The 16,294-nt window shown below is 72.2% G+C and carries 13 protein-coding genes; 10 read left to right on the top strand and 3 right to left on the bottom strand.

Translation table 11 applies throughout. The annotated features are described in order from the left end of the window. Positions 1 to 241: 241 nt before the first annotated feature. The 6 genes from MSA03_RS14310 (at position 242) to MSA03_RS04290 (ending at position 6,205) form a co-directional block, all read left to right on the top strand. Positions 242 to 1,351 (top strand): choice-of-anchor L domain-containing protein, encoded by a 1,110-nt coding sequence (locus MSA03_RS14310; protein WP_170245448.1) that lies wholly within the window; start codon positions 242 to 244, stop codon positions 1,349 to 1,351. Then, complete coding sequence (locus tag MSA03_RS04310; RefSeq protein WP_147049777.1) at positions 1,348 to 2,928, top strand: glycoside hydrolase family 32 protein; 1,581 nt, start codon at positions 1,348 to 1,350, stop codon at positions 2,926 to 2,928. The genes MSA03_RS14310 and MSA03_RS04310 overlap by 4 nt, the downstream gene beginning before the upstream one ends. Positions 2,929 to 2,997: 69 nt before the next feature. Then, on the top strand, positions 2,998 to 3,708 hold the full coding sequence (locus MSA03_RS04305; protein WP_147049776.1) for a GNAT family N-acetyltransferase: 711 nt from the start codon (positions 2,998 to 3,000) through the stop codon (positions 3,706 to 3,708). A 66-nt stretch (positions 3,709 to 3,774) separates the two neighbouring features. Next, positions 3,775 to 4,152, top strand: a complete 378-nt coding sequence (locus tag MSA03_RS04300; RefSeq protein ID WP_371863068.1) for a hypothetical protein — start codon at positions 3,775 to 3,777, stop codon at positions 4,150 to 4,152. Between the two features lie 41 nt (positions 4,153 to 4,193). After that, positions 4,194 to 5,327 carry an o-succinylbenzoate synthase gene (gene menC / locus MSA03_RS04295; RefSeq protein WP_147049774.1) on the top strand — a complete coding sequence of 378 codons (1,134 nt, stop codon included), beginning with the start codon at positions 4,194 to 4,196 and terminating at the stop codon, positions 5,325 to 5,327. Between the two features lie 173 nt (positions 5,328 to 5,500). Beyond that, positions 5,501 to 6,205 (top strand): hypothetical protein, encoded by a 705-nt coding sequence (locus tag MSA03_RS04290; protein WP_244946314.1) that lies wholly within the window; start codon positions 5,501 to 5,503, stop codon positions 6,203 to 6,205. A 64-nt stretch (positions 6,206 to 6,269) separates the two neighbouring features. On the opposite strand, the gene MSA03_RS04285 is transcribed toward MSA03_RS04290, so the two are convergent. Next, entirely contained in the window at positions 6,270 to 7,676 is a 1,407-nt protein-coding gene (locus MSA03_RS04285) for an SPFH domain-containing protein (RefSeq protein ID WP_147049772.1), read from the bottom strand. 290 nt (positions 7,677 to 7,966) lie between these two features. Between MSA03_RS04285 and MSA03_RS04280 the strand changes: the two genes are divergently transcribed. Then, complete coding sequence (locus MSA03_RS04280) at positions 7,967 to 8,290, top strand: DUF4870 domain-containing protein (RefSeq protein ID WP_276523370.1); 324 nt, start codon at positions 7,967 to 7,969, stop codon at positions 8,288 to 8,290. 83 nt (positions 8,291 to 8,373) lie between these two features. Continuing rightward, positions 8,374 to 9,762: a glycine--tRNA ligase gene (locus MSA03_RS04275; RefSeq protein ID WP_147049771.1), complete on the top strand. Its 1,389-nt coding sequence runs from the start codon at positions 8,374 to 8,376 to the stop codon at positions 9,760 to 9,762. Positions 9,763 to 9,765: 3 nt separating this feature from the next. Here the strand turns inward: MSA03_RS04275 and MSA03_RS04270 are convergent, their stop codons facing one another. Together MSA03_RS04270 and MSA03_RS04265 are read right to left on the bottom strand one after the other, a co-directional pair. Next, entirely contained in the window at positions 9,766 to 10,194 is a 429-nt protein-coding gene (locus tag MSA03_RS04270; protein ID WP_028496363.1) for a DUF1801 domain-containing protein, read from the bottom strand. Positions 10,195 to 10,197: 3 nt separating this feature from the next. Next, positions 10,198 to 10,767, bottom strand: coding sequence for an HhH-GPD-type base excision DNA repair protein (locus MSA03_RS04265; RefSeq protein WP_028496364.1), 570 nt, complete (start codon positions 10,765 to 10,767; stop codon positions 10,198 to 10,200). Positions 10,768 to 11,095: 328 nt separating this feature from the next. Here MSA03_RS04265 and MSA03_RS04260 point away from each other — a divergent pair, with 328 nt between their 5' ends. Beyond that, a complete protein-coding gene (locus MSA03_RS04260) occupies positions 11,096 to 13,528 on the top strand; it encodes an FtsX-like permease family protein (protein ID WP_147049770.1) in 2,433 nt (810 codons plus the stop codon). Then, positions 13,525 to 16,290 (top strand): FtsX-like permease family protein, encoded by a 2,766-nt coding sequence (locus MSA03_RS04255; RefSeq protein WP_147049769.1) that lies wholly within the window; start codon positions 13,525 to 13,527, stop codon positions 16,288 to 16,290. Before MSA03_RS04260 ends, MSA03_RS04255 begins: the two co-directional genes overlap by 4 nt. Positions 16,291 to 16,294 lie beyond the last annotated feature (4 nt).

Below are 16,294 nucleotides of genomic sequence, written 5' to 3'. Positions count from 1 at the left end.
ATTCGCGAGACGTGGCGTGCTCTCTGGGCGCAAACGCTACGCGGCGGCCGTGCAAGGGTCAAGGGCGGATCGAGCGCGGATGAGAAAACTCTCATGTGCGGGGGGTGCCGGCGGTGGACGACCGCGCTACCGTGTGCGGAGATTCGTCTCGTGGTCCGGCTCTCTCCTCAATCTGCGACGAACACCGCACGGTGCCCCGATCGGGTGCGCTCCGGTGACACGCACGAACCACAGGAGAATCATGGACAACCGCTCGCACCGGTCCACACGGATCGCGGTGATCGCACTGGGAACGAGCGCGGCCGCGCTGCTCTTCTCGGCGGTCCCCGCCTACGCCGCCGGCAGCACCCTCTCGCTGCGCGGTGCCGCGATCGCCGATCTGGCCGCCGGGATCGTCGGCGATCACGTCGCCCTGCAGTCCGCATCCGCCGTCGGAGACGACGTCCAGATCGCGTCGTTCGACGGAGTCGACTTCGGCACGGGACCGGAGTCCGGACTGGCTGTGAGCAGCGGCTCGCTCGTGGCGGCCGACCCGGACTCGGAGGAGGACCTCGACTTCAGCATCTCCGCGCTGCTGGGCCCGAACACATCCTTGACGACCACCGGAGATTTCGGCGGTCCGGGTGACGCGGCGCTCACGGATCTGTTCGACACGACGACATACGACGCCGCCGTGGTCACCCTCGAGGTGGTCCCCGAGGCGTCGCCGCTGTCGCTCACGTATCGGCTGGGCAGCGAGGAGTACGCCGGCTGGGCCGCGCGCGAGTACACCGACGCCGTAGCCATCTGGGTGGACGGCGAGCTCTGCTCGGTTCTTCCCGGCGGTGCGCCGGTGGGCGTGGCCACGGTGAACGCGCAGGCCAGTGCGGACCTGTTCCGCGCCAACTTCGACGGTCTGAACCCCACCCAGACCTACGACACCGAGTTCAACGGCTTCACTGTGCCACTGACGTGCACGGCCGAGGTCACGCCCGGCGAGGCGGCAACGGTGACCATCGCCGTGGCGGACACCCTCGACGGTCAGCTGGACACGACGCTGGTCGTCGCCACGGACTCGCTCGTCGCGCCCGCCGGCCCGACCCCCACCCCGACTCCCACCCCCACCCCGACCCCCACGGCAACGCCGACCGACACTCCGACGGCGACACCCACCGCCACGGTGCCGGGACGCCCGGCGGGCGGTGGCGGCCGGCCGCTGCCGTCCACGGGTGGTCAGTTCGATCCCACGGTCGCCCTGGTCGCCGGCGCGCTGGTTGCCGCCGGAGCCGGTGCGGTCGGCGCGGCGGCGTGGCGTCGCCACCGGCTGAACCGCAAGGACGCCGCAGGGCACATGCCAGGATCGGAGTCGTGAGGGCCGGGCGGACGAAGGAAGGTCACCCGCGCAGGACGCTGCTGTGGGTGATCGCGGCGGCGATAGCCCTGATCGCCGCGGTGGTCATCATCGTGACCGTGCAGCGTTCACCCACCGAATCCGCTCCCACGCCCTCCGCGACGGCGACGCCGAGCCCGCCCGCATCCGACCCGTACCGCCCGGCGCTGCACATCACCCCGGAACGGCATTGGATGAACGACCCGCAGCGACCCGTGTTCGCCGACGGACTCTGGCACGCCTACTACCTGTACAACGCCGACTATCCGGAGGGCAACGGCACCGCGTGGTACCACGTGAGCTCGCCCGACCTGGTGGAGTGGACCGACCACGGCATCGCCATCGAGAAGTACCGCAACGGGCTGGGAGACATCCAGAGCGGCAGCGTCGTGGTCGATGAGCGCGACACCGCCGGGTTCGGCGCGGGCGCCTTGGTCGCGCTGGTGACCCAGCAGGATGCCGGAGTCCAGCGGCAGTCGCTCTTCTTCTCCACCGACGGCGGCTTCACCTTCACCCCGTACGACGGCAACCCCGTCCTGGACAATCCGGGGGTCGACGACTTCCGGGATCCGAAGGTGGTGTGGGACGGCCGGCAGTGGGTGATGGCGCTCGCCGAGGGGGACAAGGTGGGCTTCTACGTGTCGCCCGACCTGATCTCGTGGACCTACACCTCCGGCTTCATCCGGGACGATCTCGGCCTGCTCGAATGCCCTGACCTGTTCTCGATGGCGGTCGAATCCGACCCGGACCGTTCGACGTGGGTACTGGGAGTCAGTGCGAACGGCGCTGCCTACGACCGCACCACCGGCTACGCCTACTGGACGGGCCAGTGGGACGGAACCCAGTTCGTTCCCGCGCAGGACGAGCCGCGCTGGCTCGATGACGGATCGGATTTCTACGCCGCGGTCACCTGGCCGGCGACCGATGAGGAAGCCGCCGCGACGACCAGATACGCGCTCGGCTGGGTGAACAACTGGGGCTATGCCCGCGAGCTGCCCACCGAGGCCTGGCAGGGCGGGGCGCAGTCGCTGGTACGTGGGCTCACCCTGGTCGATGACGACGGCGGACTGCGCCTGCGCGCGGTGCCCATCGCCGCCGTCGACGATCACCTCGCGGTTCAGAGCGAGGAGCGCGACCTCACCCTGACCAGCGGCACGGCGGTGCCGCTGGCGGACGCCGCCCGCACCCACCGCGTGCGGCTCGACCTCGAGCGCCACCGGATGGCCGAGGCCGCGATCACGCTGACCATCGGCGGGAACGGCGGTGAGGTGGACGTGCGGATAGACGGCCGCGAGGGCACGGTCACGGTGGACCGGTCGCGCGATGCGGCCGCCGCCGCGCTGCCCGACCCCTACCGGGACCCGCGGTCGACCCCGATCCCCTGGCAGGACGATACGGCGACGGTCGAGGTGATCGTCGATGGACTCACCCTCGAGCTCTTCGTGGGTGACGGAGCCTCCTCGCTCACGTCCCTCGTGTTCGTGCCGGAGGCGGGACTCTCCCTGACGTCAGACGCCGACTCCTCGCTCGCTCGCGTGCAGCTGTCTCGCGTCGGCTGATCGGACGCGGGCCGGGCCGGAGCGCCGAGATCGCCGATCCGGCGGAAACGGACACGGTAGCGTGGCCTCATGAGCGCGCTCGGCGACCTCGCGGACGAGATCCGGATCCTCCCCCTGGCCACGGTCGAGCAGGCTGCAGCGGCTTCGCAGGTGCTGTCCGACGTCTGGGGCGGCGACGACGGCGGAATGCCCGCGAACCTGCTTCGCGCTCTGGCCCACTCCGGCAACTACGTCGTCGGCCTCTACGACGGGGAGCGCATGATCGGCGCATCAGCGGCGTTCTTCGCTCCACCGGCCGAGCGTTCGATGCACTCCCATATCACCGGCGTCCTGCCCGAGTACCAGGGGAGGGGCCTGGGACGCGTGCTGAAGCAGCACCAGCGCGAGTGGGCGTTCGCCCGTTCCGTCGGCCGCATCACGTGGACCTTCGATCCGCTGGTCGCGCGCAACGCGCACTTCAATCTGGCGCTGCTGGGCGCGCGGGTCATCGAGTATCTCGTCGACCACTACGGCGACATGGACGACGCGGTCAACCGCGGGGACGAATCGGACCGCCTCTTCGTGTCCTGGGCCCTGGCCGCTCCGGCCTCGGCGCCGCACGAGGAGGACATCGTCACGACCGTGGAGGTTCCCGCCGACATCGAGAGGATGCGGCGCGAGGCGCCCGCGGACGCCGCCGATTGGCGATACCGCGTGCGCGATGCGTTCCTGGGACTGTTCGCCGACGGGTTCGCCGTCGGCGGATTCGATGGGCGCGGTTACCTCTTCGTGCGTGGATAGCGTGCTCGAGCATCCCGCCCGCCGCCGGGCCCGCGCAGGCCGGAGCCTTCGCCCAAAGGTCTGCCCGTGACGATCCCTGAGCCGGGGATCGAGCACCGCCGAGACGACGGCGAGCTGGTCGGCTGGATCCGTCCGGAGGGCGACCGATGGACCGCTGTGGACATCCTCGGCCGGGTCGTCGCGACGTCGGTCGGCTGGCTCGAGGCGGAGGAGGCGCTCGAGGAACGGGGGCTGGCGTTCCTCGCCGACCCGTGGATGCTGGACGACGGGCCGGACCGGCCGTTGCGCGTTCGGATCGTCGAGGTCACCCCGGCCCGCATCCGCGTCAAGCTCGAGGACTTCGGGGATGCGGGAGCCCCGCTGCAGCTGCTCGAGCTGCCGTGGCCCATCCCCGGCCGGCTGCGCGCAGCGCGCCCGGGTGACCCCGATCCGTACACGCTGTGAGCGCGGGTTCCGCGTCCTCGGAGCCCGCGTAACCTGGGCCCATGCCCATCGCCCGTCCGGTCGCCCCCGTCGCACTCGAAGGATTCGAGCTGCGGGTCCTGCACCTGCCGCTCGTCTCCCCGTTCACCACCTCGTTCGGCACCGAGACCGTCCGCGAGGTGATCGTGGTGCGAGCCCTGACCGCCGAGGGCGAGGGCTGGGGTGAGATCGTCACGCAGCAGTCACCGCTGTACTCGAGCGAGTACACCTACGGCGCATGGGATGTCGCCCAGCGCTTCCTGATCCCCGCGTTGCTGGATCGGCAGACCGTCGCCGCGGAGGACGTCGCCGCAACGCTGGAACCCTTCGTCGGTCACCGCATGGTCAAAGCAGGGCTCGAGCTGGCGGTGCTGGATGCTGCGCTGCGCGCGGAGGGCCGGCCGCTCGGCGAATATCTGGGAGCGGTGCGCGACCGCATCCCGTCGGGTGTGAGCGTGGGCATCCAGCGCGATCCGGCAGCGCTGGTCGACGCGGTGGGCGGCTACCTCGACGAGGGTTACGTGCGCATCAAGATCAAGATCAAACCCGGCCGCGACATCGGCGACACCGCCGCGGTGCGCGACGCGTTCGGGGACATCACCCTCCAGGTCGACGCGAACTCGGCGTACACCCTGGCCGATGCCGACACCCTCGCCGAACTCGATCGCTTCGATCTGCTGCTGATCGAGCAGCCCCTGCAAGAGGATGATCTCGTCGACCATGCGGCGTTGGCAGCCCACCTGCGCACTCCGGTCTGCCTCGACGAATCGATCACGTCGCGCAAGACCGCCGCCGACGCGCTGGCGCTGGGGGCGGCATCGGTCATCAACATCAAGGCCGGCCGGGTGGGCGGCTACCTCGAGGCGGTGGCGATCCACGACCTGTGCCACGGCGCCGGCATCCCGGTGTGGTGCGGCGGCATGCTCGAGACCGGAATCGGTCGCGCCGCCAACGCGGCGCTGGCAGCACTCCCCGGCTTCACGCTGCCCGGAGACGTCTCGGCGTCGAGCCGGTTCTTCACGCGGGACATCGTGACCGAGCCGATCACGCTGGAGGAGGGTCACGTCCGGGTGCCGGATGGAGCGGGCCTGGGCGTCCAGATCGACCCGGTCGCCCTCGACGACGTCACCGTCGAACGGGTCGAACTGCGTCGGTGACCCGGGTCGGAGCGATGAGAGCGTGGCGCGCGGCAGCGGCGGCAGCGGCCGTGCTCGTGCTGGCCGGATGCGCAGCCCCGACCGAACCTGACCCCGACGCTTTGCCCGCAGGCGTCACCGTGTCCCTGACCCAGCAGCGCTCGGATGTCGCTGAGCGCCAGGCTCAGGTGCGCGTGAGCAACGGTTCCGACGCCGTCGTCACGGTCGGTGCGGTATCGGTCTCCGACCCGCGCTGGACGGGTCCTGCCACGCGCGTGGTGCAGCGGCGCTCCACTCTCGCGCCCGGCGCCGAGGTCAATGTGCGGGTCCAGTTGGCGCCGGTCCAGTGCGCGGCAGGGGGCGAGGCCACGGCGGTCGTGTCGCTGGAGTACGAGATGGATGGGCGGGCGGGCACCGCGGTCGCTCCCGTCGAAGAGGTCTTCCCCTTCCTGGCGGCCCTGCACGAGCGAGAGTGCGTCGAGCAGCGAGCCCGCCAGACGGCAGCCATCGGGTTCGCAGGGTTCACCCCGTCGGAGGCCGGTGCCCCCGCGAGCCTCGAACTCGCGATCAGCCCCGTGTCGGAGGCGCACGACCTGGTCGTCGTGGGCATTCGCGAGACGAACCTGCTGACCTTCGAGGGTTACGACCCGGCCGCCGGCTCCTATCCGCTGGGCATCGATCTGACCGGCATGGGGCGATCCGGCGCCGCTGCGTCGCTGCCGCTCATCCCCGCGCGCTGCGACTCGCACGCCGTCCAGGAGGACAAGCGCGGAACCGTGTTCGGTCTTCTGGTCGAGGTGGACGGAGTGGCCGGCCGGTTCGACCTCGTCGCGGATCCCGAGCTGCGCGGGCGCATCCTCAGCTGGGTCGCCCACTGGTGCGGCTACGGCTCGCGCTGAGGCGCCCGGTCCCGCCGGGACGGCCGGCGGGACCGGGCGCGTGGTCTCGCGGCACGCGCCCGGGTCAGACGGACGCGTCCTCGGCGTGGGCGTCGGCGTCGGCCGGAGCCGGACCGCCGGCCGCCCCGCGCTGACGCAGCCCCTCGGCGACGCCGCGTCCGGTGACCTGGCCCTGGATGACGGCGCGAAGGTCGATGCCGGTGGCCGCTTCGACCGCGTCGAAGGTGGCGCGCATGCCCGACGCCGATTCGGCGGCGATGTGCGACGAGGCACCCTGGCCGCCGAGGACCGTGATGGAGCCGACCTTGTCGAAGCCGCGGGCGAACTCGGTCATCATCGGCACGAGCGCCTCCAGCGCGCGCTGGGCCAGTAGGGCCTCCTGGTTCTTGGAGAGCGCCTCCGCCTCGGCCGTGATGGCCTCCGCACGCGCCTCACCGCCGAGGCGGACGGCGTCGGCCTCGGCCTGAGCGCGCAGGCGCGTGGCCTCCGCCTCCTGGGCCGCGATCTGAGCGCGCGCCTCGGCCGCCTTCACCTCGGCGTACGCCTCGGCGTCGGCCCCGCGCTGACGCTGGTACAGGTCGGCGTCGGCCACCTTCTTGATGTCGGCATCCAGCTGCGCCTGCTTGTTCTCGGCCTGCTGCAGAAGCACCGCCTGCTCGCGCTCGGCGCGGGCGAGGGCTTCGGCCTGCTCGGCCTCGGCGCGCGCCCTGCCGACCTCCGCGGAGGCGGCCGCGGAGTTCTTGTCGAACGCGGTCTGCTCGATGAGGTTCGCCTCGTCGGTCGCGATCTGGCGCGCCCGCACCTCGCGCGCCGCGTTGATGCGGGCCACGTCGGCCTCGCGGCGCACGCGCTCGACCTCGGTGGCACCCAGCGCGTCGATGTAGCCGTTCTTGTCGGTGATCCCCTGGATCTGGAACGAGTCGAGAATGAGGCCCTGAGCGAGCAGGTCGCCCTTGATGCCCTCGGCGATCTGGTCCGACAGCTTCTGCCGGTCCTTCATGAGCTGCTCCACGGTCAGCGTCGCCACGACGCCGCGCAGCGCACCCTCGAGCTGCTCGGTGGTGAACTGCTCGATCGCGCCGTCCTGGGAGAGGAACCGCTCGGCGGCTCGGCGCACGAACTCGGGGTCCGAGCCGATCTTCACCAGCGCGACACCGCTGACGTTGACGGTGACACCGTTGGATGCCTGCGCGGTCGGCTCCATCTTGATCTGCCGGGCACGCAGCGAGATCATCTCGGCGCGCTGGGTGAGGGGGTTCACGAGCGCCCCGCCCCCGGTGATGATCGAGATCCGGGACGATTCCCCGCCGATGCCCTTCTGCGTCTTTCCGACGACCACGAGGGCCTGGTCGGCCTTGGCGACCTTGTACCAGGCGCGCACCATGATCAGCGTGAAGATGAGCAGGACCACCACCACGATGGCGGCGATGGCGACGATGACGATGGCGCCTCCGGCGGCGAGGATATCCACGGCACTCCTTTGTCGGTAGGTTGTCGGCGAGGTTGTCGGCGACGGCCGTCGGTCTTCGGGCAGAGAGCCGAGACGGACGTGCCTGGTTCGATCCTATGGCGGGTTCCCTGGCGTCCAGCCGGAGTCGTGCCCGCGCCGGTCTCGGCGGCCCCGTCGGTACGCTCCGGAGGAGGTTTCGGGATATCCCTCTGCGGGCGCGCGTAGGCGGGTCCTAGGCTGGAATCGTGACCATTCCTCCCTCGAACCAGCCTCCCGTCCGGCCGCCGACCCCCTACGCCGCACCGCAGCCGCTGAATCCGTCCGACGAGAAGATGTGGGCGACCCTCGTCCACGTCGGCGGGATCTTCTTCGGCTTCCTGCCCGCGCTGATCGGGTACCTGGTCCTCAAGGACCGCGGACCGTTCGTGCGCGCCCACACCGCCACCGCCCTGAACTTCCAACTGACCCTGCTGATCGCCGAAGTGGTCGGATGGCTCACCTCGTGGCTGATCATCGGCTTCGTCATCGTGCTGGCCGTGTACGTCGTCAAGATCGTGTTCTCGATCATCGCGGCCGTCAAAGCCAACCAGGGACAGTGGTACACCTACCCGCTGGCGATCAGGTTCCTCAGCTGAGGCGAGACTAGAATCGACGGATGCCGCGGCTGGCGGCATCCGTTTCTTCTCGCGTTCGCGACCACGACCATTTGGAGCCACCTGTGGCCGAGCAGTCCCTTCTCGACAAAGTCATCGCCCTCGCCCGTCACCGCGGGTTCGTGTTCCAGGCCGGTGAGATCTACGGCGGATCACGGTCGGCGTGGGACTACGGACCCCTGGGCACCGAGCTGAAGGAGAACATCCGCCGCCAGTGGTGGCAGACGTTCGTCCGCGGGCGCGGGGACATGGTGGGCCTGGACTCCTCCGTCATCCTCCCCAAGCGCGTGTGGGAGGCTTCCGGCCACGTCGCGACCTTCACCGACCCGCTCGTGGAGTGCCTGCAGTGTCACAAGCGGTTCCGCGCCGACAACCTCATCGAGGACTTCGAGGCACGCAAGGGCCGCGCTGCCGAGAACGGGCTCGCCGACATCCCCTGTCCCAACTGCGGCACCAAGGGGCAGTACACCGAGCCGAAGGCCTTCTCGGGCCTCGTGAAGACCTACCTGGGCGTCGTCGATGACGAGTCGGGCCTGTACTACCTGCGCCCCGAGACCGCGCAGGGGATCTTCGTGAACTTCTCGAACGTGCTGACCGCATCGCGCAAGAAGCCGCCGTTCGGCATCGGCCAGGTCGGCAAGGCGTTCCGCAACGAGATCACCCCGGGCAACTTCATCTTCCGCACGCGTGAGTTCGAGCAGATGGAGATCGAGTACTTCACCCCGCCGGCCGAGGCGCAGGAGTGGTTCGAGCACTGGGTCAAGGCGTGCTGGGACTGGTTCCTCGACCTGGGCCTGGACCCGGAGAACATGCGTCAGTTCGACGTGCCCGAGGACGAGCGTGCGCACTACTCGGCCGGCACGATCGACTTCGAGTACCGCTTCGGCTTCCCGGGCAAGGAGTGGGGCGAGCTGATGGGCGTCGCGAACCGCACCGACTTCGACCTGACGAGCCACATCGAGGCGTCCGGTCACAAGCTCAGCTACTTCGACCAGGCCTCCGGGGAGACGTACGTGCCGTACGTCATCGAGCCCTCGTTCGGTCTGACCCGCTCCATGATGGCGTTCCTCGTCGACGCGTACCGCGAGGAGGAGGTGCCCAACGCCAAGGGCGGCACCGACACCCGCACGGTGCTCAAGCTCGACCCGCGTCTCGCACCGGTGAAGGTCGCCGTGCTGCCGCTGAGCCGCAACGAGAAGCTGTCGCCGCTCGCTCGCGAGGTGGCCGACACGCTGCGCACGCAGGGCTGGAACGTCGACTTCGACGACGCCGGGGCGATCGGTCGCCGGTACCGCCGTCAGGACGAGATCGGCACGCCGCTGTGCGTCACGATCGACTTCGATTCGCTCGAGGATGACGCTGTCACGGTCCGCGACCGCGACACGATGGCGCAGGAGCGGGTGCCGCTGGACGCCCTCACCGCCTACCTGGGCGAGCGGCTCCGCGGCGCCTGAGCCTCAGTCGAGGGGTGTGATCTCGATGCCCTCGGAGCCGCCGGCGGCCGCCCACGCGTACGACTCGGCCACGAGTTCGCGCAGGACGTCGAGGTCGACGGCGCTGAGGTCCTTCAGGTAGAGACAGCTGACGCTCGTCGTGTGCGGGCCCAGGCGCGCGAGGGTGTCGGCGTGCTCGGCGAACCCCTCCATGAGGTAGACCGTCATCGACGCCTTGCGCGGGGCGAACGCGGCGAGCGGCATATCCCCCTCGGTGCCGGTGGGATAGCGGTAGTGGCAGGCGCCGAACCCCACGATCCCCGAGGACCACATCTCCGGGCGACGCCCGGTGACCTCGCTGAACAGCTCGACGAGCGTCTCGGCGTCGCGGCGACGGACCGCGGGAGTCACCGCGCTGAGGTGCGCGCCGACGTCGACGCCGGTCCGCTCCACGGCTCAGCCCGCCTTGGCCGCCGCCTTGGCGGCGCGTTTGTGCTCGCGCACCTTCGTCAGGCTCTCCGGCGAGACGATGTCGGCGACGGAGCGGAACGAGCCCTCCTCGCCGTACGCCCCGGCTGCCTCCCGCCATCCGGCGCCCGTGAAGCCGTACTGCTTGCCGAGGAGGGCCAGGAAGATCTTCGCCTTCTGCTCACCGAAGCCGGGCAGGGCCTTCAGCCGTTTCAGGACGGTCGGGCCGTCCGGCGTGCCTTCGGTCCAGATGGCGGCCGCGTCACCGCCCCACTCCGCCACAACGGCCTGGCTGACCGCTTGCACGCGTCCCGCCATCGAACCCGGGAACCGATGCACGGCCGGGGTCTGGGCGAAGACCGCGACAAGCGCCTCCGGGTCGTACGCGGCCAGCGTGGCGGCATCCAGGCCCCCCACGCGCTGCGCGATCTTCAAGGGACCGGCGAACGCCGTCTCCATCGCGACCTGCTGATCCAGAAGCATCCCGATCAGCAGAGCCAGCGGATCGTCGGTCAGCAGCGCGTCGGCCTCGGGGTCGCCGGTGATGTGCAGGCTCATGTTCTCCATGCTCTCACCGTCGGCGCCACGTATGTGAGGATCGACGCGGGAGGCGATGTGACGTCAGCTGGTCTCGCGTGGGCGCGCGCCCGTGCCCGATCCGGTCTGCTCATCGCGCTCGCGGCCACCGTCGCCGTCATCGCCCTCGCCCTCGCCGTCGTGCTCGGCTCACTCGGCACCGCGATGCGTGAAGTCGTGGTCGCCGCCGTCGCCGCCGCGCCCGAGGAGGATCGCGCCGCGGTGCTGAGGGCGCCGACGTCGGCGGACCCCGCCGGACAGCAGGCTGCGGCGGCCGCCTTCCTCCGGGCGCTTCGGCGCGACCCTGCGCGTGGACGCGCAGCAGAACACCGGCGGGGGCAGCAGCCGCTGGGAACTGACGATCGACCCCGACCGGCTCGACCCATGGCAGGTGCCCGCCGTCGCAGACGACCTGGCCTACCTTCAGCGCGATGTGCGCGACGTCGACGGGCTGGCGCCGGAAGGAGCATCGGTCGAGGGCGGCCTTGCCGACACCCTCCAGGGCGCCGCGACGACCATCCGCGCGGTGCTCGCCATCGCGCCTGTGCCGCTCGCGCTCGTCGTCGTCGCGGGCGTCATCGCGGCCCTCCAGCTGGCTCGCCTGCTCGGCGGCTCGCGCGTCGTCGAGTCGGTGCTGCTGCGGGCGCGCGGGCTCTCGCCCCGTGCCGCGCGGCGAGCGGCCATCACCGAGCTCACTCTCACCGCCGCGGTCGGCGCGTTCATCGGGTGGGCGCTCGGCGCGCTCGCCGTCGCGGCGACCACCGCCGCCCTCACGGGCTCGGCGGACGGACTCGTCGCTGCGGCGTCGGCGTCGCTGCGGGCGACGTGGATCATCCCCGTCGCCGCGGCGGCCATCCTGGGCCCCGCGGCGGGCGTCGCCGCGCACCGCGCGTCCGAGGCAGGAGATCCATCGCAAGCGGTGGCGACCCGGGGCTTCGCGACGGCCGTCTCCACAGGTCTCCTTACGCTCGCCGCGGCCCTCTTCGTCTGGCAGCTGCGGGGGCTCGAGGAGGGGACGGGCGGAGCCTGGACGCTCGTCGTCACCGCGGTCGCCCCGGCACTCGCGCTCGGGGCCGCCGCGCTGATCGTCCTGACCGTGTTCCCGCATGTCGCCGCCGCGCTCGCCGCGCTCGCCGCCGCCCGGCCCCGCCTGCTGCCCTCCCTCCCGGCGCGGACGATCGCCCGCAATGCGGGCGCGTTCGGGGCCGTCGTCGCATTGGTCGCACTCGCCGCAGGGGGAGCAGCGCTGGCCGGAGCCTCCACCGCGAGCTGGGCGCAGGCCGGTGACGCGTCGGCGGCGCTGTCCGCGGGCGCAGACGCGCGAGCCGACCTCGGTGCGCCGCGCGTGACGGCCGCCCAGGTCGACGGGGTCGCGCGTTCCGACGGCGTCCGCTCGGCCGCGGCCGGGTTCGCGGTGGACGCGACCGCGGGCGACGCCGGGCTCCAGCTGCAGGCGCTCCCCGCCGCCGCGATCGCGGAAGTCATCGCGCCCGGCGTCGCGGACACGCGAGCACTCGCCGCCGCACTCGAGTCGGGCCCCGTGGGGGTGCCGCTCGCCGCATCCGCCACCACACTCGAGGCCACCTACGACATCGCGGCGACCGGAGACGGCGATGTCTTCCAGGGCTGGGGGCCGGATGGCATGCAGCCCATCTACGGCCCCCCGCCACCGCCCGAGGTCGGGGCTCTCACCGCGCAGGCGTGGCTCCTCGACGCCCGCGGCACGCCGTCCGGCGTCGACCTCCAGCTCACCTCGGACCGGACCGGACCGCGGACCGCGCGACTCACCGCCCGCGGCGAGCTGCCGACGGGCGCAGCGCCCTGGACCCTCCTCGGGGTGAGTGTCGGCTTCGCCGACAGCCCCGGCTCGCAGCCGTACTCGGCCACGCCCATCGCGCTCGCGGCAGACGAGCCGATCGCCTGGCCGTCCACCGACCCCATCGCCCTCTCCGCCGCCGAACCGACGGCCGTGAGCGCCTTCGCTCCCGTGCCATCCGAGCTGCCGGCCGTCGTGACGGCGCCGTTCGCACACCTTCTCGGCCTCGAAGACGGCGACGTCCTGACGGCACGGCTGGCGGGCTCGAGTCGCACGGTCACACTCGCCGTGGCCGGTGTCCTCCCGTCGGTGCCCGGCACGGCGGCAGCGCACGCCGTCCTCGTGGCGCTGGACCCCCTGTCCCTCGCTCTTTTCGCGGAGGGCGTGCCGCTGGCGGCCGACCAGGTGTGGGCGAACGGCCCGGATGCGGTCGCCGCGCTGCGCGCAGCCGTCCCCGGCGCCTCCATCGTGACAGCGGATGCCGCCGTCGAGGCCCGCGTCGCGCTCGGTGCCGTGTGGTGGGTGGCGGCGGGGGCGGGCGCCGTCCTTGCGGCAGTCGCGACCATCGCGGCGGCGATCGCGTCGACCCGCAGCCGTGCCACCGAGGTCTTCGTGCTCCGGGCGCTCGGCGTGACCCCGGCCGCGCAGGCGCGGACCCGGGCGGCCGAGCTGATCGTCGTCACGCTGACGGCGATCGGTGCGGGGCTCGCGCTCGGCACCGTCGTCGCATGGCTGACCGTCCCGGCGCTGACCCGGGCGGCCGTGCCGGGCGTCGCGGCGATGTTCGCCGATGGGATCACCCTCGGCGCGGGTCCGGCGCTCGTGCTCCTCGCGGTCCTGGGCGTCGCCGTGGCGGCCGCATCCGTCATCGTCTCCCGGATCATGGCGGGTCAGGCGCGGGCCGGTCGCGTGCGGGAGGCCCTGTGACCGTCACCGGCCGACGCCGCCTCACGGCGCGACTGCTCCGCACGCATCCGGGCCCGTCCGCGCTGCTCGCCGCGCTGTCGTTCCTGCTCAGCGCCGTCGCGGTGAGCGTGCCGATCGTGCTGAGCGCCCTCGTCGACGCGACGGCCCGCGAGGCGGTCGCCGCGCTTGCGCCGGGTGCCAGGGATCTGGAGGCCGCCGCCCTCGGCCTTCCGTCCGTGGGTGCCGGCGCCGCGGACCTGGAGGGCGACCTGGACGCCGTGTGGGGTCGATGGCAGAGCCGGCTCGCCGACATCCGCGACGGTCTCGACGAGCCGCTGGCCTCGCTCGTGGGGGAGCCTTCCTCCGTCTCACGCATCTCGATGCGCGCCGACGGCGCCGGGGTGGCGCTTTCCGGCGGCGATGGGCGCAACTCCGTCGTGCTCGCCCTGGACCCCCGGTACACCGAGAACGCGGTCCTCGTCGGGGGCGCCTGGCCCGAGCCCACGGCGACCGATGATGCGGCCGACGCGGACGCGCCCCCCATGCAGGTCGCCCTGTCCGAGGAGACGGCCCGTGCTCTGGAGTGGGACATCGGCGAGGTGCAGAGCGACCCGGTGGCCGCCGTCTCGCTCGTGCTCACGGGGACCTTCGAGGCCCGTGCCGGCTCGGAGGAGCACTGGTACCACGTGCCCTCCGTTCTGGTCCCGCAGGTGGAGTACGCCGCCGGCAGCGGCGACCGGATCGTCACGGGCACCGGGTTCCTGGCGCCGGAGATGCTCGCGTCGTGGGCCGGGTCGACCGGGCGGACGCAGGTGTGGTTCCCGTTGCATGCCTCCGCCATGGATGCGGCGGACGCCGGCGCCGTGCTGCAACAGCTGCGGCAGCTGACCGCCCACGCCCACCGCGTCGGCACGCAGGAAGAGGGCATCGGCAGCGTGCTGACTCTCAGCTTCCGCACCACGGCCATCGACGCCATCGAGGGTGCGGTCGCATCCGCCGGCGCGATGAGCGCCGTCATCGCCCTCACGCTGTCCGCGCCCGCCGGGGTGGCGGTAGCAGTCGTGGCCCTCGCCTGCCGGGTCGTCGCACGTACACGGCGCGCGTCACTCGGCCTGCTCGCGACGCGGGGTGCCTCTCCCCTCCTCCTCCGGGGGATGCTCGCCGCGCACGGAGTCGTCCTCGGTCTCCTGCCGGCGCTCCTGGCCGCCGCGACGATCGTCGCCATCGCAGCTGTGGCTCGCCTGCCCGTGCCGACCCCGACGTGGATCGGCGCGGGCGTCGTGGCCGTCCTGCCTGCCATCATCCTCGGGCTCACACCCCTTCCTCCGCCGGGGCTCCGCGACCTCGAGCGCGCGCCGTCCCGCGCCCGGGCGACCCTCCGCGTCGCCGCGGAGGGGGTGGTGGTCGCGCTGGCGGTCATCGCGACGGCGGCCCTGCTCAGCTCGTCCTCGGCCGATGCGGCGGTGGGCTCGTCGGCATCCGAGACCGGCGGCGAGGCAGTCCTCCCCGCGATCGTCCCGCTGCTCTGGGGCCTCGCGGGATGCGTTCTGGCGTTGCGGCTCGTGCCGCTTCCCGTGCGGATGCTGTTCGCGCGCGCCCGCCGTGGTCGCGGCCTCGTCGGCTTCGTCGGTGGGGCGCGTGCGCTGCGGGAGCCGGCGGCGGGCATCGCGCCCGTCCTCGCGCTCGTGATCGGGATGTCATCGGCGGTCGGATCCGGCGTCCTGTACGGATCCCTGCAGCATGAGATCGAGAGCACGGCCAGGCTGACCGTCGGCGCAGATCTCCAGGTCACGCGGGCCGACCTGTCCACCGAGACGCTGGCGGAGCTGCGCGCGGTGCCGGGGATCGAGGCACTCGCGCCCATCGCCGTCATGCCGGCATCCAGCCTGCGCGCCGGGGCGGGAGCATCCGTCGATGTCGCCGTCGTCACGGTGCTCTTCGCCGACCCGGCAGACCTCGCGGCCGCCCAGGATGCCGATTTCGCGCTGCTTCCCGCGGGCGCCGACCTCGAGAGCCCCGGCGACGAGGTGCCGGTCGTGCTGTCCGCCCGTGCATCCGCCGCGATCGACGGCGAGGAGGAGGTGCGCCTCGAAGGCGCCCAGGCCGTCGTCGTCGATGTCTCCCGGGCCGGGGGGCTGGAGAGCGTGTCGGCGAACTGGGCGCTGGCCGCGGCGGCCGATGTGGAGCAGATCGCGGGGCTTCGGGTCCCGGCGAGCTCTGCAGCCCTCTTCCGCCTGAGCCCGGGTGCCGACGTCGCGGCCGTCGCGGCAGCGGTTGCGGAGATCGTCGGGCCCGACGCGGTCGTCACGACGCCTGGGGAGCGGATCGCCGCGCTGTCCGGGCAGACGGGCACCGCAGCGATCCGCGTGGGCCTGCTCGCGGCGACCGTCGGGGTCGCGCTCCTCGGTGCGCTGACGGTCGTCCTGACCCTCGCGCTGGGCTCCCGCGGGCGCGACCGCACACTCGCTCTGCTTCGCGTCCTCGGGGCACCGCCCCGGGTGTCGCGCGGCCTCATCGCGTGGGAACTGTGGCCGGGTGCCGCGTCGGCCGTCGTCATCGGCGTCGGGGTCGGGCTCGCGCTGCCCGCACTGATCCTCGGTGCGGTCGACCTGCGAGCCTTCACGGGGGCGCCATCGAATCCCGCCTATCACCTCGACCCGCTGCTGCTGGGCGGAGCGGTCGTCGGATTCGCCGTCGTCACCGCCGCATTCACCCTCATCGCCCTGGCGGTGTCCCGGCGCGTGCGCGCCACGACGCTGCTGCGCGGAGGACAGGAAGGATGAACCC

The sequence above is a fragment of the Microbacterium saccharophilum genome (assembly GCF_007992455.1).
GTDB lineage: Bacteria > Actinomycetota > Actinomycetes > Actinomycetales > Microbacteriaceae > Microbacterium > Microbacterium saccharophilum.
This window is presented reverse-complemented; position numbering and strand designations above follow the sequence as displayed.

Coding starts and splice junctions, on each gene's coding strand:
- menC (WP_147049774.1), top strand. CDS start 4,194: ATGCCCATCGCCCGTCCGGTCGCCCCCGTCGCACTCGAAGGATTCGAG.
- MSA03_RS04265 (WP_028496364.1), bottom strand. CDS start 10,767: ATGAGCCTGCACATCACCGGCGACCCCGAGGCCGACGCGCTGCTGACC.
- MSA03_RS04305 (WP_147049776.1), top strand. CDS start 2,998: ATGAGCGCGCTCGGCGACCTCGCGGACGAGATCCGGATCCTCCCCCTG.
- MSA03_RS14310 (WP_170245448.1), top strand. CDS start 242: ATGGACAACCGCTCGCACCGGTCCACACGGATCGCGGTGATCGCACTG.